At 36.4% G+C, this 18,412-nt stretch carries 17 protein-coding genes; 10 read left to right on the top strand and 7 right to left on the bottom strand.

Annotation, left to right across the window (positions count from 1 at the left end; translation table 11 throughout):
* Positions 1-52: 52 nt before the first annotated feature.
* Entirely contained in the window at positions 53-868 is an 816-nt protein-coding gene (locus K412_RS0106360; RefSeq protein ID WP_024832323.1) for a C40 family peptidase, read from the bottom strand.
* A gap of 381 nt (positions 869-1,249) precedes the next feature.
* Here K412_RS0106360 and spoVB point away from each other — a divergent pair, with 381 nt between their 5' ends.
* Both spoVB and K412_RS0106350 read left to right on the top strand, forming a co-directional pair.
* The gene (gene spoVB, locus K412_RS0106355; RefSeq protein WP_024832322.1) at positions 1,250-2,821 is read left to right on the top strand and encodes a stage V sporulation protein B; all 1,572 of its coding nucleotides are present in this window, start codon (positions 1,250-1,252) and stop codon (positions 2,819-2,821) included.
* Between the two features lie 167 nt (positions 2,822-2,988).
* Complete coding sequence (locus tag K412_RS0106350; protein ID WP_024832321.1) at positions 2,989-3,426, top strand: Hsp20/alpha crystallin family protein; 438 nt, start codon at positions 2,989-2,991, stop codon at positions 3,424-3,426.
* A gap of 183 nt (positions 3,427-3,609) precedes the next feature.
* Here K412_RS0106350 and nudC read toward each other — a convergent pair whose 3' ends face one another.
* Positions 3,610-4,446, bottom strand: a complete 837-nt coding sequence (gene nudC, locus K412_RS0106345; protein ID WP_024832320.1) for an NAD(+) diphosphatase — start codon at positions 4,444-4,446, stop codon at positions 3,610-3,612.
* Positions 4,447-4,590: 144 nt separating this feature from the next.
* On the opposite strand from nudC, the gene K412_RS0106340 reads away from it, so the two are divergent.
* A complete protein-coding gene (locus K412_RS0106340; RefSeq protein ID WP_024832319.1) occupies positions 4,591-6,054 on the top strand; it encodes an ArnT family glycosyltransferase in 1,464 nt (487 codons plus the stop codon).
* Positions 6,055-6,211: 157 nt separating this feature from the next.
* Here the strand turns inward: K412_RS0106340 and K412_RS0106335 are convergent, their stop codons facing one another.
* The 5 genes from K412_RS0106335 to K412_RS0106315 form a co-directional block, all read right to left on the bottom strand.
* A complete protein-coding gene (locus tag K412_RS0106335) occupies positions 6,212-7,588 on the bottom strand; it encodes an O-antigen ligase family protein (protein WP_024832318.1) in 1,377 nt (458 codons plus the stop codon).
* A 26-nt stretch (positions 7,589-7,614) separates the two neighbouring features.
* Positions 7,615-8,136 carry a hypothetical protein gene (locus tag K412_RS0106330; RefSeq protein ID WP_024832317.1) on the bottom strand — a complete coding sequence of 174 codons (522 nt, stop codon included), beginning with the start codon at positions 8,134-8,136 and terminating at the stop codon, positions 7,615-7,617.
* A gap of 34 nt (positions 8,137-8,170) precedes the next feature.
* Positions 8,171-8,665, bottom strand: a complete 495-nt coding sequence (locus K412_RS0106325; RefSeq protein ID WP_024832316.1) for a DUF4330 domain-containing protein — start codon at positions 8,663-8,665, stop codon at positions 8,171-8,173.
* A gap of 16 nt (positions 8,666-8,681) precedes the next feature.
* The gene (locus tag K412_RS0106320; protein ID WP_024832315.1) at positions 8,682-9,929 is read right to left on the bottom strand and encodes a glycosyltransferase family 4 protein; all 1,248 of its coding nucleotides are present in this window, start codon (positions 9,927-9,929) and stop codon (positions 8,682-8,684) included.
* 64 nt (positions 9,930-9,993) lie between these two features.
* Complete coding sequence (locus K412_RS0106315; RefSeq protein ID WP_024832314.1) at positions 9,994-11,268, bottom strand: nucleotide sugar dehydrogenase; 1,275 nt, start codon at positions 11,266-11,268, stop codon at positions 9,994-9,996.
* A 300-nt stretch (positions 11,269-11,568) separates the two neighbouring features.
* Here K412_RS0106315 and K412_RS0106310 point away from each other — a divergent pair, with 300 nt between their 5' ends.
* The 7 genes from K412_RS0106310 (at position 11,569) to K412_RS0106280 (ending at position 18,379) form a co-directional block, all read left to right on the top strand.
* Complete coding sequence (locus tag K412_RS0106310) at positions 11,569-12,195, top strand: coiled-coil domain-containing protein (protein WP_024832313.1); 627 nt, start codon at positions 11,569-11,571, stop codon at positions 12,193-12,195.
* Positions 12,196-12,215: 20 nt separating this feature from the next.
* Positions 12,216-13,766, top strand: coding sequence for a bifunctional ADP-dependent NAD(P)H-hydrate dehydratase/NAD(P)H-hydrate epimerase (locus K412_RS0106305; RefSeq protein WP_024832312.1), 1,551 nt, complete (start codon positions 12,216-12,218; stop codon positions 13,764-13,766).
* 89 nt (positions 13,767-13,855) lie between these two features.
* Positions 13,856-15,025 carry an alanine racemase gene (gene alr, locus K412_RS0106300; RefSeq protein WP_024832311.1) on the top strand — a complete coding sequence of 390 codons (1,170 nt, stop codon included), beginning with the start codon at positions 13,856-13,858 and terminating at the stop codon, positions 15,023-15,025.
* A 152-nt stretch (positions 15,026-15,177) separates the two neighbouring features.
* Complete coding sequence (locus tag K412_RS0106295; protein WP_024832310.1) at positions 15,178-15,462, top strand: CopG family ribbon-helix-helix protein; 285 nt, start codon at positions 15,178-15,180, stop codon at positions 15,460-15,462.
* A complete protein-coding gene (locus tag K412_RS0106290; protein WP_024832309.1) occupies positions 15,456-15,806 on the top strand; it encodes a type II toxin-antitoxin system PemK/MazF family toxin in 351 nt (116 codons plus the stop codon). Before K412_RS0106295 ends, K412_RS0106290 begins: the two co-directional genes overlap by 7 nt.
* A gap of 29 nt (positions 15,807-15,835) precedes the next feature.
* Positions 15,836-16,366, top strand: coding sequence for a hypothetical protein (locus K412_RS0106285; RefSeq protein WP_024832308.1), 531 nt, complete (start codon positions 15,836-15,838; stop codon positions 16,364-16,366).
* Positions 16,367-16,501: 135 nt separating this feature from the next.
* The gene (locus K412_RS0106280) at positions 16,502-18,379 is read left to right on the top strand and encodes an FAD-dependent oxidoreductase (protein ID WP_024832307.1); all 1,878 of its coding nucleotides are present in this window, start codon (positions 16,502-16,504) and stop codon (positions 18,377-18,379) included.
* Positions 18,380-18,412: the final 33 nt, after the last annotated feature.

Here is an 18,412-nt window from a genome sequence, read left to right as displayed (position 1 = left end):
TTGCAGTTTTCTGCAACCTTTTTGTAAAATTTGCGTAACAAAAATTAGGTTTTTAAAGTACTCTTTTTGCACCTATATATCTTTGAGAAAAGTAGCTGTTGCTAAGGCTGGTGATAACAACTCCTTTTGAAGAACTTGCATGAATAAAACTTCCATTACCCAGATAAATACCCAAATGGGACGGACCTGCCTTATATGTTGTAAAGAAAACTAAGTCTCCGGCTTTAAGATTTGCCTTTGAAACAGATGAACCAACATTGTATTGCTCTGCGGATGTTCTGGGAAGATTAATTCCGTGTTTTGCAAAAACGTACTGAATAAAACCGGAACAGTCAAAGCCACTTGGAGTTGTACCACCCCATACATAGGGTACACCTATATATTTTTTTGCAGTAGATATTATTGCAGATGCCTTTGAATTTGCTGCAGGAGCTGTACTTGTATTGCTTCTGCTTGTGGTTGGTTTAGTGGTAGTTTTTTTGGTGGTTTTTGACACAGTTGTTTTTTTCACTGTGGTTGCTTTCTTTACTGTGGTTGTTTTTTTAGCCGTACTTGGAGCTGATGTTTTTGTCTTACTTGTAGTTGCTTTTTTTGCAGGACTTACAGTTTTTTTTGCCGGTGCGGGTTTAATTACTGCTTTGGTAGGTTCTGTTGTAGTTTCTTTTGCTGCTAAATAGTTTAAATTACTATATAATATTTTACGTTCTGCACTTACTGCATTTTCTGTATCAGACATGTATGACTCTGTTTCCGGAAAAACAATTTTCTCACTTTTTACTGCTGCAAGATTGTAAATAGGTAGAGCTGAAACTGCACATAAAGACAAAGCAATAATGCCAGATGCAAACCTCTTGTTAAGATTAATCATATTTGACCTCCTGTTGCCCTTGTTCAAAGGCATAAAAAAATAAGGCAAATGAACAAAGGGGTTATTTTTTATCCCTGTCATCGTCTTTCTCTATATCTAAATGACCGTTGTGAAAATTAATAAATGTTCAAAAAACTTGATCTTTTTAGTGACGAACAAAGTGTTCACTGGATTAAGTTTTAGGCCAAAGGCCTGCATGCTTATATAAACTGTAGACTGCTTACAGCAATTGGCTGGTGTGTTAGCAGCTGATGAGGCTATTATAAATGACATGCTCTAGAGTATCAACCTGTAATATATGCCATGAGCCTTGAAACCTAGAGTCATAAAAGGTTAACAACATCAATATTATAGTTTAAGATTAAAAAAACTGAGGTACACATGACTAAAAAAACGTTTATAACAGGTGCAATAATTTTGATGGCCGCAGGCTTGGTGACAAGATTAATCGGTTTTGTTTACAGAATATATCTGTCAAACCTTATTGGCGCAGAGGGCATGGGAGTTTATCAGCTTATTGTACCACTTTACACTTTGATAATTCTGACACTAACTTCAGGTGTTTCCATTGCAGTTTCAAAAATGGTTGCGGAGGAACTTGCAAAAGGAAATGCTGTTAACATAAAACGAATATCTAAGGTAGGATTGTTTGCAGTATTTGTTACAGGTATTTTTGTATCGATAGTACTGTACTTTAATATTGATTTTATAGTAGATGTTTTATTAAAAGACAGCCGCACATATTTTTCAGTGTGGATATTACTGCCGTGCATACCTTTTATTGCTGCGGCTTCAGCCTATAAAGGCTATTTTTATGGAATTCAGGAAGTTACGCCTACAGCCGTATCACAGATTGTTGAACAGCTTGTTAAAATAGCTATAGTGCTGATATTCGCTTCACAGTTTCTAAAAGCAGGACTTGAATATGCATGCGCTTTGGCTACGTTGGGCATGGCATTGGGGGAAATGTCCAATTTGTTTGTTCTTGCGATTTACTACAGATATAAGAAATACCCCCATACTGCTATAAAAAATACTAAAGGCCGTACCAGAAAGAGAGAACTGGTAAAATCAATTCTGAATTGTGCGGTGCCAATTTCCTTTAACCGTTTTATAATGTCTGTTATGCAGGCCATAGAAGTAATTCTGATTCCAAGAAGACTTCTTGTAGGGGGGCTGAATTATATACAGTGCATGGAAGAATATGGAAAATTGACAGGTATGGCAATGCCCCTGATATTTTTTCCAGCGTTGGTAACAACATCTCTAGCAACAACACTTGTTCCTGCTATTTCTGAATCCATGTCATTAAAGAATTACAGCAGGGTTAATTTCAGAATATCAAAATCAATTCAGATTACTATGGTTGTTGGGTTTGTGTTTATGGCGCTATTTGCCTGCTATCCAGGCAAAATATCAAACTTGGTATACCCCGGTCAGAATGTTGGAAGTACAATGTTTTTATTGTCCTTTACTTGTATATTTATTTACTTACAGCAAATACTAACCGGAATCATGAATGGTTTGGGAAAGCAAGGACTTTTACTTACAAATTCAATAATCGGCTCAGTTATAAGAATACTTTGTGTATTTTATCTGATACCTGTTTATGGCATACCTGCATATGTTTTTGGTATAATTATCAGCTATTTCGTATTCTGTATACTTAATTTTATTATAATAACCAAAAAAACAGGAATGATGATTGATTTAAGAAGGTGGGTAGTACTGCCGGCAGGTGTAACTGTAGTCCTTGTTTTATCAAGCAAATACATATATAGCTTTTTCAATTTTATGAACCTTTCAGCAGCATGGCAAACATTATTCGCTGTATGTGCATATATTATAATAGCTATTTTCTTAATGGCTTTAGTTGGAGTTATAGACTGGCATGAAGTGTTGCAGTTGTTAGGGATTAAAAATAAAAAAGTGAGAAATTTTAAGAAAGAATAAGTATTTTTAATATATTTAAGCTTAATCAAATTTTGCAATACACTAAGGTCAGAGAAAGTCAAAATATAATATTGAAAGATTAATGGGATGAGAGTAGAATAAAATCATAAGGTCAAAGAAAGTCAAAATCAAATTAAATAAAATATAAATTATTTGGAGGTGTTTTTATGTTTGGAATAGTACCATTCAGAAACAACAGAATGCAGGAGAGAGGAAGTATTTTTGATATTGAAAATATGTTCAATAGTTTTTTCAATGATTCTTTTTTTGGATTTACAGGTGTAAACCCTATAAGAGCAGACATCAAGGAAAATGAAAAGGAATTTATCGTAGAAGCGGAAATTCCTGGTGTTGCAAAAGAAGATATCAAGCTGGATTTGCGAGATGATACACTTACTATTGCAGTTGAGCAGAACCAGGAGACAAAGGAAGAGCGAGACAATTATATAAGAAAGGAAAGAAGATACGGTTCTTTCAGCAGAAGCTTCTATGTTGAAAATGTTAAAAATGAGGATGTTTCTGCAAAGTATGAAAATGGAATTCTCACAATTGTTCTTCCAAAGAGTGAAACCAAAAAGGTTAATAATAGAATAGAAATTCAATAAAATCATAAATGGGCTGTTGCAAAACAGAAATACTTACTGTTTTAACACTGATACTTCCGTATAAAGATGCATCAATGATTGCTTTCAAGCTTCCATTGATGCAAATTATACTCTCACGTACAGGTTAAGAATGGTAAGAATTAGTTTGCGACAGCCCATTTTTTAGTACATATTAATTTAGTTTTAGGGACGTCCTTGTGAATACCAGTCTATTATCTTTCTAGCAATACTGACTTTTGAAGGCAGTTCGGGTAAATTTTCAACGTCATACCAGTCAGCATGGGATATTTCAATTCCGTCTACATTTATTTCTCCACTTTCATATTCTGCTGTAAAACCAAGCATTAGTGAGTTTGGGTAAGGCCACGGCTGACTGCCCCAATACGCTATATTTTTTACCTTTATACCGATTTCCTCCATTATCTCTCTTTCAACAGCTTCTTCTAACGTTTCACCAGCCTCAACAAAACCAGCTATCAGACTGTGCATGTCACCTTTAAAGGAGCGAGCATGGGCTAAGAGTATCTTGTTTTCTTTAAAAACAGCGGTAATTACAGCGGGACATATTCTAGGATAGCTTATAAACCCACATTCAGGACAAACCTTTGCACGTTCGCCGTAGAGCTCTTGGGTTAAAGAACCGCATTTTCCACAAAAACGGTGGGTTTGCTCCCAAACAACTATCTGCACAGCCTTACTTGCCAGTAAAAAAGAATCTTCATCAAGTACTCCGAAGGTTGACCTCAAATCTACAAAAGACATTCCAGTTGGTACTTTTATGTTGTCGGAAACTCCAATGCAATATGCAGGTTGACCATAAAATTTCCCCAGATACAAGGGTGTAGTTAATATTTGCCTAAGTTCTTCTAATTGGCTGTAAAGAGGAATTTTTCCTCCATTCTCTTCATTTATAATCAACAGTTTATTTGAGGAATAAACAAACCAATAACCGCATTTGAAATCCTTGTTAGTATCGGTAACGGCAGGTTCATAATTCTTGTATATATTTTGTGTACGCATAAGTTTACCTCTCAAAGGAAAAATAATAATTTTTAGCTTACCATATGAGTATTTTAAAATCAATTTATAAGGTATTATTTACCTGGTTATGTTAAAATTAATTGTATTCTTCATTTGGAATATTTTAATAAGAGGAGTGATGATTTGAAAAAAACAAGAATCAAGGACATTATATTTTATATTATAGTATTTGGTGCTATTGTACTTCTAACATCAGTTGCTTTGATTGCTGCTTTTAAATCAGGGCCTTCAGCGCTGAAATTACCTTTCTTTGCTGGAATTATATACTTTATTGGAGCCGGTGCGGGTTTACTTGCAATATATAAGTTTAATATTCTGATAAAGATAAATAAGGCAGTTTTCGTAACATTGCTGGTTTTGGCTGTTTTGATACCACGTTTAATATGGAATTGGTATATTCAGACTCAGCCTTTTTCAGACTTTTTGCATTTGTACAACTATGGTGTTAATGCAAGCCAAGGGGATTTCAAAGGATTTGTAGATTTTTATGCAGTATTTCCCTTTAAAATAGGTTTTGGAATGACATTGGCAGGACTTTTTTCAATTTTCGGTTCGGGTTTATGGACAATAAAAATCTTTAACATGCTACTTTCATTGGCACTTGTATTTATTATTTATGCCGGAGGTAAAATGCTATACGGTGAAAGGGCAGGAAGAGTGGCTTCATTGCTATGTGCTTTGTGGCCGGCACAAATTATGTATACCTCTGTTATTGCCTCAGAACATGTATTTTTGGTGTTTTTTACAGGAGCAGTTTTGCTGACACTTTATTTTATTAAGAAATATACTTACAAAAATCATGAGTTTTGGAATGGCAACATTGTGCTTATTGGAGCAGGATTAGTTACGGCTTTAGCTCAGCTCATCAGACCTATGGCAATGATTATGCTGCCTGTTTTTGCAGTGTTCATACTTCTGTACAAACGTTACAGGGCTGATAACTTTACCAGTTTAGTATTGAGTTTTAAATCAATATTGCTTTTTATAGCTGTGTATTTTGCAGTTATTAACCTAATAAATTTACCAATACAAAAGGCAACAGGTGTTGACATTACAAAATCTGATTCAGGCTTTAACCTTATGATTGGAACAAACAGCAAAGCTAATGGAATGTTTAACAATGAAGATTTTTCATTAATCGAGAAAAATAATTTTGATTTTGAAAAAGTTCAGAAAGAAGCCAAGGACATAGCCTTTAACAGAATTAAAAATGATCCTGTTGGTTTTGCAAAACTTGCACTTAGAAAATTTGAAATACAATGGGGAAATGAAAATTACGGTTATTATTGGAGCACTATTTCATCAAAGGATTCCAAAGCGGAAAATACTGTGAAGTCTCACCCGAGAACATTCTATGCAGTATCCCAACTATTTTACATCTTGGTTATTCTTATGGCTGTATGTACTTGCTTTTATACTCTAAAAGAGAAGCGCTATGATTCCCTTATAGTTTTAATGATATTTGGAGGATTACTGCTTTCATACACTTTTCTGGAGGTTCAGTCCAGATACCATATGCCTGTTATTCCGCTGCTGATAGTTTTTGGGACAGGCTTTCTTGAAGCGGGAAAGCGATATGAGATATAAGATTTAAAAAATGAATACTACTCATGCGGAAATGTATCCCTTGCACTATGGATATATTTTCAGCATTATTTTTTTGCTATTAAAACACCTTGCACAAATAAAAGCCGTTCACTTCAAATGAGGTAAACGGCTTTTATAATATCTTCCCAAGCTTCAGCTATCTAATACTTCCCACATTGAGTCGCTTCAGTCCTTGATTAGGAATAGTGAAGCCAAGGGCTATAAGGACAGCTGCAAACATCCAGAAATAAGCGGTCATCATTGGAACCTCAAATACATTTTCAACAAAGTTAGGAACCACAACGCCAACCATTCCTGCAAACACACCCTGTGCCATGCTAAGGCTTTGGCGGTCTACTGTTCTCTTAACCGCACGAATTCCCCATGCCAGAGTATTATATATTAGAATACAGAATGATGTAAGGCCTACAAGCCCCATTTCAACAGCAATCTTTAAGAAATAACTGTCAACGTAGAATGCACCTGGTATTTTAAAATTCTGAGCAACTGCGCCACCAAATTGTCCAAGTCCAAGGCCGAACCAAGGATGCTGCTTAAGCGCCGCAATACCTATGGTCCATCTTGCAATTCTTCCTCCAGCGGCACTGCTTATCATGTATTGAGGACTTAATAGATAATTTACTCTGTGTGCAATAGTTGGTACTGCAAAATATGCGGCAGCAACCATCAAAACAAGCAATAAAATGAGTCTCTTATCTTTGAGCCAGAAATACACGCCCATAGCTACCACAAAGCCTATCCATGCAGACCTTGAGGATGTAAATATAAGAGTTGCAGTCATTGCAAGAGTTATTCCGGCGAATAGAATTTTCTTGAATATTTTCCTTTCACTGAAAACAAAGGAAATTGCCACAGGTATCAGCAATACCATAAGGCTTCCCAAAATATTGGGGCTTCCTATTATTGAGAAAACTCTTGTTTTTATTCCGGATTCAAGCCTGTCAACCCAGTAGGACGGCATTTCTGCATGGGTAATATATTGGTAGATTCCATGAAGCCCCAGAACGCCTCCGATAAATACCATAATATACAGGAACCATCTTATGTTTTTGCTAGATGTTACAAGCTGTGCAACGACGAAGTACCACAGCATCTGCTGCACAACCTGTCTGAAACCAGCAATACCTATTGCCATTATAGGCGCATTAACCAGAAGCAAACATATTGAGATTACCACAAAGAATACAAGAGGTATATCTAACGGTGTCGCAACATAACCGTCTAGTTTACGATAAACCACCCATTTGTATAGCCACAAACACAGTGCAAATACAAAAAGCAGTTCATCCCAGAAACTTGCAAGCAAAGCACTTGATATGACATACCTTAATACGTAGTCAATCAACACATAAAACCCCAGAACATATAGAAATTTTGAATAATCAAACATCATTGCGGCAGTAAATATTACGCCTGCAATAAATGCAACCAGCAGAAAGGTCGGTGCAAAAGCTCCGCACACTCCTGCCAGCAATCCCAATATCAATAATATTACAGCAGTTTTTTTATTCATAGTATTTGTTTATCCTTACTGACTATTTAATCAAAAATGTATTTCATAAAGTGCCAGAACATGCTGTTTTCAAGGCAAGCTTTCCATTTTCTCCTGCCGGGTAAAAGCAGCAGAGACACTACTATTCCCAATATAATAAAAGCAGCCTTCATCGTGTTAAATGTTCCTAAAGCAAAGGTTGTTACTCCAAAACCTATACTAAAAAACAGTATTATAAGGGAAAAGGAGATAAAACTGCCGGAACCACAAAATGTATTTCTTATAAAGGAAATAAAAGCACTGGAATTTCCGCAATTTACACCAAAGTTACACAGCTTGTCCCAAAGCCTGTCAAATAATCCGAAAATCTTAGAACACACCCTGTAGGTTACAGAATGTTTCAAAGAAGAATCTTTTCCAAGATACCACAATATAAAACGGTTTATCTGACTATTTTTGCACCATCCCAGTATTACACAAATTACTTTGTAAAAAACTGAAGATTTAAACCAACGGCTCAAGGTCGCTAATATTCTATAAATAACACTTGTACTGGTAAGGCTTTCCATGTATATCACCACCTGTTCAAATTAAGTTAATTGATTATTTGGCGATATTGACCACTTCAACGTTACCATCAATTTCCATAGTTTGTGTTTTCACTGTAAACTTCTTACCAAGACAAAGGTCCTGTGTACCAACTTTTAATATTGCTGCATTTGTATTAACTTTTGCCTTTATGGTTATATATAAATCTTTTAATGTAGGGTGTTTCTCAACATGAACCTTACCCTGGGCATCAGTAGTTACATAATCCGAGGGTACTACTTTAACTTCTGCAATAGTTGCATTTGGAACATAGTCAGTACCAAAAACAAGCTGTTGTCCTGCCTTCACTTGACTAACAACTGTATCGGTTCTGAAAGTACATTTTACAACCGCTGTTACTTCTCCTTGTGCTGTAGGAGATGAAGCTATTTTTGGACTTAATACCTTGTATCCGACTGCTGCTGCCAATAACAGAACCAGTAAAACCACTACCAGATCAATAATATTAACCTTACCGAATAGTCTGCCTTTTTCATCAATTAGTTTCATGTTAAAATCCTCCAAGTTACTTTTTAAATGAATTATTTAATACTTCTACCAGTGACTTTGTAAGCTCTTTTCTTTCAAACTTCTTAACCTCCTCAACTACGGGATTTACTGAATTTGTACCATTTCTCCAGCAATTATATAGTTGAATAAGGTTCTTTTTGGTAGTTTCAATATCATTAAAGTCTGAAACCAGACCGGTTTTTGTAGCTTTTATAAGCTGTGCTGCAGCACCATGCTGGGGAATTGACGCTAATATTGGCCGTTTGGTGTTCATGTACTCAAAAACCTTCCCAGTATAAAAAGCTTCAGCACCTGGGCCTGACGGTTCTATAAGTAGAAGGGCGTCAGATTTCATAAGTTCAGTAAGACATTCTCTGTGCTTCATGTAAGGCATAAGAGAAACAATTTCCCTTAATTTGTAGCTGTCAATAACCTCTTGCAACTGCTCAACCTTATAATTTCCTATGAGTCTGACCCTAATTTTGGACTTGTCCACACTTCCTTCATCAATAGCTCTTTTTAGAGCTTCAAAGAAATTGTCAGGCTTTCTCTTGCCGTATAAAAGTCCTGTATATGTCAGTGTGAACTTGTCGTTTGAAGGTTCAATACCTTCAATACCTTCAAAATCCTCATCGTCATAGCCGTTTGGTATAACATAAAATTTATCTTTGGTTTCAGGGTTGTCCCTCAAAAAGTTTGAAAGCATTACAGGAGTATTGGTAATAAGACAGTCAGCGTACTTGAGAACCATTTTTTCCTGATTACGCTCAATTTTTGCTCTTAAACCCTTTCTTACATGGTAAGGGTTATTAGTCCATTCGTCTCTGAAATCGCAAACAAGTGGAATTTCAGGGTACTGCTTTTTCAGGTACACACCAAGCAGATGATCACTGTAAGGCGCAGACGTGGTATATATTACATCTATTTTGTTATCTTTTATTGCAGCCAAAGCCTGCTTACGGGCAAACCGCTGCCATATTCGCTCAGAGTCGGGTATCAGAAGCTTGTTTACAATCTTTCCGAAATATTTGAATACTCCAGGAAGAGCAGCAAAATCACAAGCCATTGTTCTGATTACCTTTATCCCGTCAGGAACGTCCTTTAAAAGAGTTTCATCTTTTAAAGCCGCTTTCGAGGCATCTCTGGTTAGTATAATAGGTTCATAATCAAAATTTCTCAAATATTTAACAAATTTTACAGTTCTTTGAACACCAGAGCCTCCAATAGGGGGGAACTGGTGTGCAATCATAAGTACTTTTTTCATGAGATTCCTTTCAATTCAAGAAAAGCCCTCCGGAGCCTAAAAACCGAAGGGCAGTCTGTTGTTTTTACGCTCCAAGCAGATAAGAATTGAAGCCTGCTGCTATCAACGCCGATCTGTCATAGAAGTTTCTTGTATCAAATATGTTGGCTTGCGCCATTAGCGGCTGCAGCTTTGAAAAATTAATTTTAGCAAATTCATCATGATTAACACCAAGTATAATCAGATGTCCTCCACTTACTGCTTCTTCAAGGTCAGTACAGAGAAGTTCATGTGAAGCAATGTGAGGATCATAAATACAAACATCGAAATTTGGATCTTGTTTGAACAGTTCAACCAGTTCCATAACCGGACTTTCACGAATGTCATCAATATTTGGTTTATAAGTAGCACCGAGTATTATGACTTTTTTAACTCCGCCAATTTCTGAAAGAATAGTCTTTGAGCGATTGAATACGTGATGAGGCATACTGTCGTTGGTTGTTCTGCTGAGTTTAATTATCTTTGCAAGCTCAGGCTCCTTTTCAACAATAAACCAAGGGTCAACTGCAAGGCAGTGTCCTCCAACTCCGGGGCCCGGCTGGTGAATATTAACTCTGGGGTGCTTGTTTGAATACTTAATAACATCCCATGCATTTATTCCAAATTTTTCGCAAAGTTTTGCAAGTTCGTTAGCCAGAGCAATATTAACATCTCTGAAGGTGTTTTCCATGAGCTTACACATTTCAGCAGTTGTAGCGTCGGTAAGGAAGATTTCTCCCTTTACAAATGTTCTGTAAAGATCTCGTACAGCTTCGCTGGATGCCGTATTTATGCCTCCGACAATTCTATTGTTTTCTACAAGCTCAACCAAAATTTTACCTGGTAATACACGCTCAGGAGAATGTGCAACCAAAAGCTGAGTTCCTATCTCAAGACCTGATTCCTTCAAAATAGGAAGCATCAATCCTTCAACAGTTCCCGGAGGAGATGTTGATTCCAATATTACAACATTACCTTCACGAAGATAAGGCACAATTGATTCGGTTGCCGAACGTACAAACCTCATATCAGCAGTTTTGTCAGCGTTAATTGGTGTCGGTACCGATATAATAAATACATCAGCTTCCTCAGGGGTTAGCTGTGCTTTTAAATTCCCTGATGTGACAGCTGCCTGTACCATAATGTCTAGATAAGGTTCCTCTATGATTATCTTTCCCTGGTTAAGTGAATCAACGACTTCTTTCTTTACGTCAACGCCTACAATATTGTGTCCGTGTGTTGCAAACATAGCGGCAGTTGGAAGCCCAATATAACCAAGTCCGATAATACATATTTTTTTCTTATTGCTAATGACAATCACTTCCCTTATTGTTAAAAAAATGAACATCTAAATGTAATGTAAAAATACTCCAAAAACAAGTATTGACAATATTTTGACACTACAATAGTTTAACATTTCCATTTTTTAATGTCAAATTTTAAGGGGTCATGTATATAATGTTTACATTAAATTAATAAGTATTAATAAGTGAAAGATTTTCCTGTTTATACCGATATATTAATATACTAAATTAATCCTTTCAATTGACTCTTGATGTATAATTTAAAAATGTGTGCAATTGTTAGTTAGAGAATAAGGCTTAATGCTGCGGAGGCTGAAATGTGGAATATTTTTAATAAAAAGAATAAAGCTCACAGTTTTGACTTAAAGGTTCTTTTCAAAAACGATATTTCGTTGCTTACACTTGACGAAAGATGGAATGGACTTTTCAAAAATATGGTAAAGACCAATGATATAATAGAATCTGAAAATCGTATAAAGGAGCTATTAAAAGAACAATCCCGATTAATTACAGAATCTAAGGAAATTTCAATTAAAAAGAAAGAGTGCATGGACAGCATTATTAAGCTGACAACAGAGGTTTTTGACAAAAACAACAAGGAAGCACATACTAAAATGCAGGAATGTGAAAAAACAATAGTAGCTATAAATAAGAAGATGGAAGAAAATGAAGAAAGGCTTCTGGATATCCCAAAGGAAATCAGAGAAGAAAATCTCCGACTTTTGGAGTACACTGTAAAGCAGGTGTACTTTTCAATAAAGGAAAACCAGATGAGAGTTGCAGAACTTGACAAGGAGATTGCACAAACTAAAGAAAATCTCAAGAAAATGATTGAGGAAAGGGAGTTTCTTGCGGAAGATTACTCGGACACGTATTCATACTTCCATGATTTACTAGGAAAAGATGAGCTGCAAAAATTGGATGAAATTTATTTTAGCAAATAGAAAAAAGCAGGTGATTGAGTTTGAAAGCTGTTACTGGAAAAGAAATGGGAATGATAGATAAGTACTGCATTAATAATATTGGGATACCCGGTATTGTACTTATGGAAAACGCCGCTTTAAAAGTAGTGAAACATGTAATTTTATATTTGGAAAAGGAAAATAGTTTACCAATACATGCAGTAATAATAGCAGGAAAAGGGAATAATGCCGGAGATGCCTTTGCAGCAGCAAGACACCTTTGGATTCAAGGTAAGAGAATAGAGGTATATTGCCTTTTTGAAAAGGAAACTTTAGCAGGTGATGCAAAGGTGAATTTTGAGATACTGGAGAATATGGATGTACCTATAAAATATCTGAGTGTTAATTCGTCCATTGAAGAACTTCAGAGTGATATTGAAAAAGCAGAGTTGGTTTTGGATGGTATTTTCGGAACAGGGTTCAGGGGAGATATACAGGGATTAATAAAGCAGGTTGTAGGAATCGTAAACAGATATTCCCGTCATACTATTTCAATAGATATTGCATCAGGTATTGATTCAGCCACGGGAAGAACCTCAGGGGCATGTATAAAATCACATAAAACCGTTACCTTCCAATGTCCGAAAATAGGGCAGCTGGTTTATCCCGGAGCAGACTATACGGGTGAACTGGTAGTGGAAAGCATTAGTATGCCAAGTCAGGCAGTTGAATATATAACTGAGACAACAACATGGATTGACCGTGAAGTTGTCAAATCTTTAATTCCTTCCAGAAAAGCAGAATACAATAAAGGTAACTGCGGCAAGGTGGCAGTTGTTTCAGGCTCAACGGGCATGGCTGGCTCAGGATGTCTTACTGCCAAGGCTTGTCTTCGCACGGGAGCAGGACTTGTGTATATGGCGGTTCCGTCAAATCTTATAAATATTTGCCAAACAGTTGTACCTGAAGCAGTAGCCATTAACCTTTCTGAGAGCATAGATACAATCAGTGAAAAGAATCTTGATGAAATAACTCTATTATTAAAAAAATGTGATGTTGCTGCTATAGGTCCGGGTCTTTCTTCTGAAAAAAGTTTATATAATATAATAAAAAGGTTGGCGGAGACATCAGATTTACCTATGGTTCTTGACGCTGATGCTTTGAATATAATTTCACAAAACACAGAACTGTTTAGAACTTTCAGAAATCAGGTTGTTGTAACTCCACACCCTGGAGAGATGTCAAGACTTACAGGCCTTGATATTTCATATATACAGAATAACCGTATTGAAATAGCAAAAAAGTTTTCCGCACTATGGGGTGTTACTGTTGTACTAAAAGGTGCAAGAACGGTTATTGCAGATAAAGAAGGACATGTATTTATTAATTCTACGGGAAATGCAGGTATGGCCACTGCAGGAAGCGGGGATTCCCTCACAGGCATAATAGCATCTTTGATGGGACAGGGAGCTGATTCCGTCAATGCTGCAATCGCAGGGGTGTATCTCCACGGACTGGCAGGAGACATAGCTGCGCTTTCTAAAGGTGAATACGGACTTAACGCAATGGATATTGTAGAAAATATACCCGCTGCCATAATTGAAACAATTTAATGAATTATATGTTTTCAAAAAACATTATTTGGATATACTAAAAGATAATAAAAGACATAAAGATAAAGTTTTGTGGGGGCAAGAGTAAAATGGAATACAAGCTTAACAGGGCATGGGCTGAAATAAGCCTTGATAATATTGCATACAATATTAGAGAAATACGGAAAATTACCAGCAAAAATGCTGAGATAATGGGAGTAGTCAAGGCGGACGCTTATGGACACGGAGTAATGGAGGTGGCAAAAACCCTACTTGAGAATGGGGCATCGCGGTTTGCGGTATCAATGCTGGATGAGGCAATTCAGTTAAGGAGAGCAGGTATAGATGTTCCTATACTTATTCTTGGATATACTGATCCTATAAGAGCCAGTGAAATAATAGAATATGATGTTACACAGTCGGTGTTCAGCCATGATTTGGCACAGGCATTATCCGATGAAGCAGTAAAACAGGGCAGAAAGGTAAAAATTCATATTAAAATTGACACCGGAATGTCCAGAATAGGATTTCTACCGGGATATAGTGCAGTAAAAAACGTTGTTGAAATAAGCCGTCTTCCCAATATCATAATTGAAGGGCTGTTTACACATTTTGCTACTGCCGATGAAAAAAACAGGGAATACACCTACACTCAGTTTGAAAGGTTCATGAGTATTTGCTGTGAGCTTCAGCGAATAGGAATACATATTCCGGTAAAGCACTGTGCAAATAGTGCGGCAATCATTGAATATCCTGAGATGCATCTTGATATGGTAAGGCCGGGAATAATACTTTATGGCATGTATCCTTCAGATGAAGTTGACAAGTCAAAGATAGATTTGAAACCGGCCATGACTCTTAAAGCAAACGTAATAATGGTAAAGGAGGTGGAAAAAAATACTTCTATAAGCTACGGAAGAATATTTACAACCGACAGAACATCAAAGATTGCTACAATACCCATCGGTTACGCCGACGGATTCAACCGCATGCTAAGCAATAAAGGGAAGGTGCTTATTAACGGTGAGTTTGCACCTGTAGTAGGAAGAATATGCATGGACCAGTGCATGGTAGATGTAACTGATATTGAAAGCAATGTTGAAGTAGGGGATGAGGTTGTATTAATTGGTTCTCAGGGACAAAACAATATTACAGCAGAGGATGTTGCCCACACAATCGGTATGATTAATTATGAATTGGTTTGTATAGTTGGTAAAAGAATTCCAAGGGCTTTTGTCAAAGATGGAAAGATATCGAAGATTCTGAATTACTTGATATAAGCGGTTTTGGAGGAAATGGTAATAAAAACTTAATTTGACCTCGTATATGTCGGAATATTATAATACTACTATATGATAACATAAACTATAATTATCTTCTTTGAACCGCATAGAATAATAATAAGGGTTAAAGTAGAGAGTGGGGGTTTAAATTGTCTCAGTATAAAAAGATAATGGTCAGTATTCCGGATAATTTACTTGAGGAAATAGATAACATGGTTAACGTCGAAAAAACAAATAGAAGTGAACTCGTCAGAGAAGCGATGATACTCTATTTGAAGGAAAGACGTAAAATTCGTTTGAGGGAAGAAATGAAGCTTGGCTACGAAGAAATGGCTGAAATAAATCTTAAGCTGGCGGAGGTTTGCCTTGCAGCCGACAATGAGCAGCAGCGCAAGTATGAGGAACGGCTTGAGGAGATGGAGGAAACGTGGTAATTAAAAGAGGAGACATTTATTACGCTGATCTGAGCCCGGTTATAGGCTCAGAACAGGGCGGCGTTAGGCCGGTTTTAATTATACAAAACGATGTTGGCAATAAATATAGTCCTACGGTAATTGCTGCTGCAATTACTTCTCAAATTAATAAGGCTAAGTTGCCGACTCATATTGAAATAGGTGCTCTGGAATACGGTCTTGCAAAAGATTCGGTTATTCTTCTTGAACAGATAAGGACTATTGACAAAAAGAGACTAAGAGAAAAAATAGGGCACCTTGACGATGACCTAATGACAAAAGTCAATAATGCTCTGGAGATTAGCTTCGGACTTTCAGAAATATAGACATTAATATACGAAAGAGAGGTACTTTTATGAGAGGATTGTTTAGAAGAATAAAGAAAGAGTATATAATTACGGCTTTAGTACTGATTGGCGGATTTGCATTGCTACATATTGCTCCTGCTGTTATGGCTTCTACAACGCAAACTTCCACAAGCAGTTCTCCGGTTCTATATGACAAAACTTACATAGATGCTTTGGAGACTGAACTAAAAACTCTTATACAGACAAATGATGCACAAAAAAAGGTAGCGGAGCTTGAAAAAGAAATTGCTGCTCTGAAAGCAGGCATGACTTTCAAAATAATCAAGCTTCAGACCGGGCAGACACTTATTGGCAGTGAAAGTAGTGAAATCATTGTTAGGACTAAAAACAAAGTTGTGGCTTATGTATCTTCCACGGCAACAGGCGGAATTTCAAACTTGATATCAGGAAGAGATATTAAAAACGGAGAGACAATTCCCGACAATCAGCTTCTGCTTATACCCAAAGCTGACGGAAGAGGTATTAAGGCTAATGCACCTGCAGATATAATGATAAAAGGTACATATACTATAAAATAATAGCTAGTCTTACATATAAAATACAATTATTAAGAAAAAGAAGCTTATAGTCGATATTATAAATAGCTTCTTTTTTTTGTTTGTTTGAAAACAGAATAACCGGATATAAAAATAAAAATATAAGAGGATGACGAAATGAAAAAGAAAAACAAGCCAACAACCAAACTGGATAAAAGGATTGATATTTTGGTCAGGGTCGCGTTAGTTCTGACAATTGCTATAATAGTCTTTTTCTTCGCAATCCGGCCAATGATTTTTAAGAAAGATTATTATTTTGAAACCGGCGATGATGTTACTCTTGAAAATTTGGGAAGAGACAAAGGTTCTGATAATTATGATATAGCAGTTATCGGCGATGGTATTGATGGAATTAGTGCAGCACTGGGAGCAGCGGATGTAGGCGCTAAAACCCTTCTGATTTGCTCAGATAAGGAACTTGGTAGTCAAATGGGAGACTCCTATGACACAAGATGGTCACCGGATGTTACTCCCACAGGAAATAATGTAAGTTCAGACATTTTTAAAGAAATCAGATACAAAGCAGGGGAAGCTATAAACATAGGTAATTATCTAAAAGCAGTCAAGGAAATGGTCACAGAGAAAAAGAACATTGATGTAATTTATGATTCCGAGATTTCTGAAATGGATATCCAAAACGGTGTGGTTCAGAAAATAGAGTTTAATACTCCTGAGGGAAAAAGAACAATAACCGCTAAACAGTACATTGATGCAACAAAAGACGGAGAAATGCTTAAAAAGAGTAATGTGCCATATAGCACAGGATATAGCGATATTGGTATAAAAAATCTGTTCCCTCCCGTATATCTAAATTTTATGGTATCAGGAGTTGATTACGAACAGATTGAAAAATTAATGGATGAGCAGAAACTGCTTATTAGCAGTCTGTTAAAACAATATCATACAAGTAATTCAAATGTTTCCGTTTCAGGGTTTAATATTTCAGACCAAGGAGACAACAAGGTTCTTATAGAAGGAATTACCGTAAAAAATGTTGATTTGCAAAATGAAAAGAAGATTCAGGAATATTATAATATTGCTTCAAAAGAATGTATGGACTTGTTTCAATTTTTAAAGCTAAACCTGGAGCCCTTTAAAAATGCAGGAGGTTTAAACGTTGCAGCACAATTTATCAGACCATCGGCATATCATTTCAAAGGACTTTATAATTTAACACTTGGAGATGTACTTACAGGTAAGAGATTTAGCGACAGAATAAGTACTGCTTCAAGACCCGTTACAATGACTATGGAGGACGGAAACGGGTATATCATCTGTAATCCAAAGATATTTTATATTCCGCTGAGGTCAATGATTCCCCAAGGTTTGAGCAATGTTCTTATGACAGGTGATAAAATCTCCTGCTCTTCTCTGGTACAAAGTGCTATAAATTCAAATTCTAGTAAGTCGGGTTCAGGGTATGCGGCAGGGATAATTTCTGCCTACAGTATTTCAAAGAAAATAGATATTCCTCAAATAGTTGAGGATTACAATTTGGATACTCAGGCTGAAGTGGAAACGGTGCTGCGGAAAAAAGGAATATTTATGTCAGATATAAAAGAAGATTTAACAAGTCTGACTGGAAACTGGAGTTATCCCTATGCTGAGAAGTTACTTAATATAGGTTTGCTCAGCGGAGGAATAACAAACGACCTTAAATATAACAAGAAGGCTGCAAGCCAAGATTTTGCATACGTTATACTAAATGGCGTGGTTAGATTGGCACCGGATAAGTATAATTATGATTTTGACACAACCCTTAGAGTATATTTAAAGGATGAACCTTTAACAAAGGACAAGCTTGGACAAATACTTTTGGATGTGTCAGGTAAGAAGGCTACAGATAAAAAATATTATGATGAAGCCTGCAAGCAAGGACTTATTGATGAAACACTAATACAGAAACTCAAGAATAAATCGGATGTTGAGTACTCCGAAATGTATTATGCTGCTGTAAAGACTATTGAGAAGATAACGGGAAAATCCATAAAATAAGCTGTGTGCAGGAACTAAATGTGAATGTTGCAA

Origin of the sequence: Ruminiclostridium josui JCM 17888, from assembly GCF_000526495.1 — a bacterium.
Classification (GTDB): domain Bacteria; phylum Bacillota; class Clostridia; order Acetivibrionales; family DSM-1351; genus Ruminiclostridium; species Ruminiclostridium josui.
This window is presented reverse-complemented; position numbering and strand designations above follow the sequence as displayed.

Excerpts from the sequence above, each read along its gene's own strand:
- K412_RS0106360 (WP_024832323.1), bottom strand. The coding sequence starts at position 868 with ATGATTAATCTTAACAAGAGGTTTGCATCTGGCATTATTGCTTTGTCT.
- spoVB (WP_024832322.1), top strand. The coding sequence starts at position 1,250 with ATGACTAAAAAAACGTTTATAACAGGTGCAATAATTTTGATGGCCGCA.
- K412_RS0106350 (WP_024832321.1), top strand. The coding sequence starts at position 2,989 with ATGTTTGGAATAGTACCATTCAGAAACAACAGAATGCAGGAGAGAGGA.
- nudC (WP_024832320.1), bottom strand. The coding sequence starts at position 4,446 with ATGCGTACACAAAATATATACAAGAATTATGAACCTGCCGTTACCGAT.
- K412_RS0106335 (WP_024832318.1), bottom strand. The coding sequence starts at position 7,588 with ATGAATAAAAAAACTGCTGTAATATTATTGATATTGGGATTGCTGGCA.
- K412_RS0106330 (WP_024832317.1), bottom strand. The coding sequence starts at position 8,136 with ATGGAAAGCCTTACCAGTACAAGTGTTATTTATAGAATATTAGCGACC.
- K412_RS0106325 (WP_024832316.1), bottom strand. The coding sequence starts at position 8,665 with ATGAAACTAATTGATGAAAAAGGCAGACTATTCGGTAAGGTTAATATT.
- K412_RS0106320 (WP_024832315.1), bottom strand. The coding sequence starts at position 9,929 with ATGAAAAAAGTACTTATGATTGCACACCAGTTCCCCCCTATTGGAGGC.
- K412_RS0106310 (WP_024832313.1), top strand. The coding sequence starts at position 11,569 with ATGTGGAATATTTTTAATAAAAAGAATAAAGCTCACAGTTTTGACTTA.
- alr (WP_024832311.1), top strand. The coding sequence starts at position 13,856 with ATGGAATACAAGCTTAACAGGGCATGGGCTGAAATAAGCCTTGATAAT.
- K412_RS0106285 (WP_024832308.1), top strand. The coding sequence starts at position 15,836 with ATGAGAGGATTGTTTAGAAGAATAAAGAAAGAGTATATAATTACGGCT.
- K412_RS0106280 (WP_024832307.1), top strand. The coding sequence starts at position 16,502 with ATGAAAAAGAAAAACAAGCCAACAACCAAACTGGATAAAAGGATTGAT.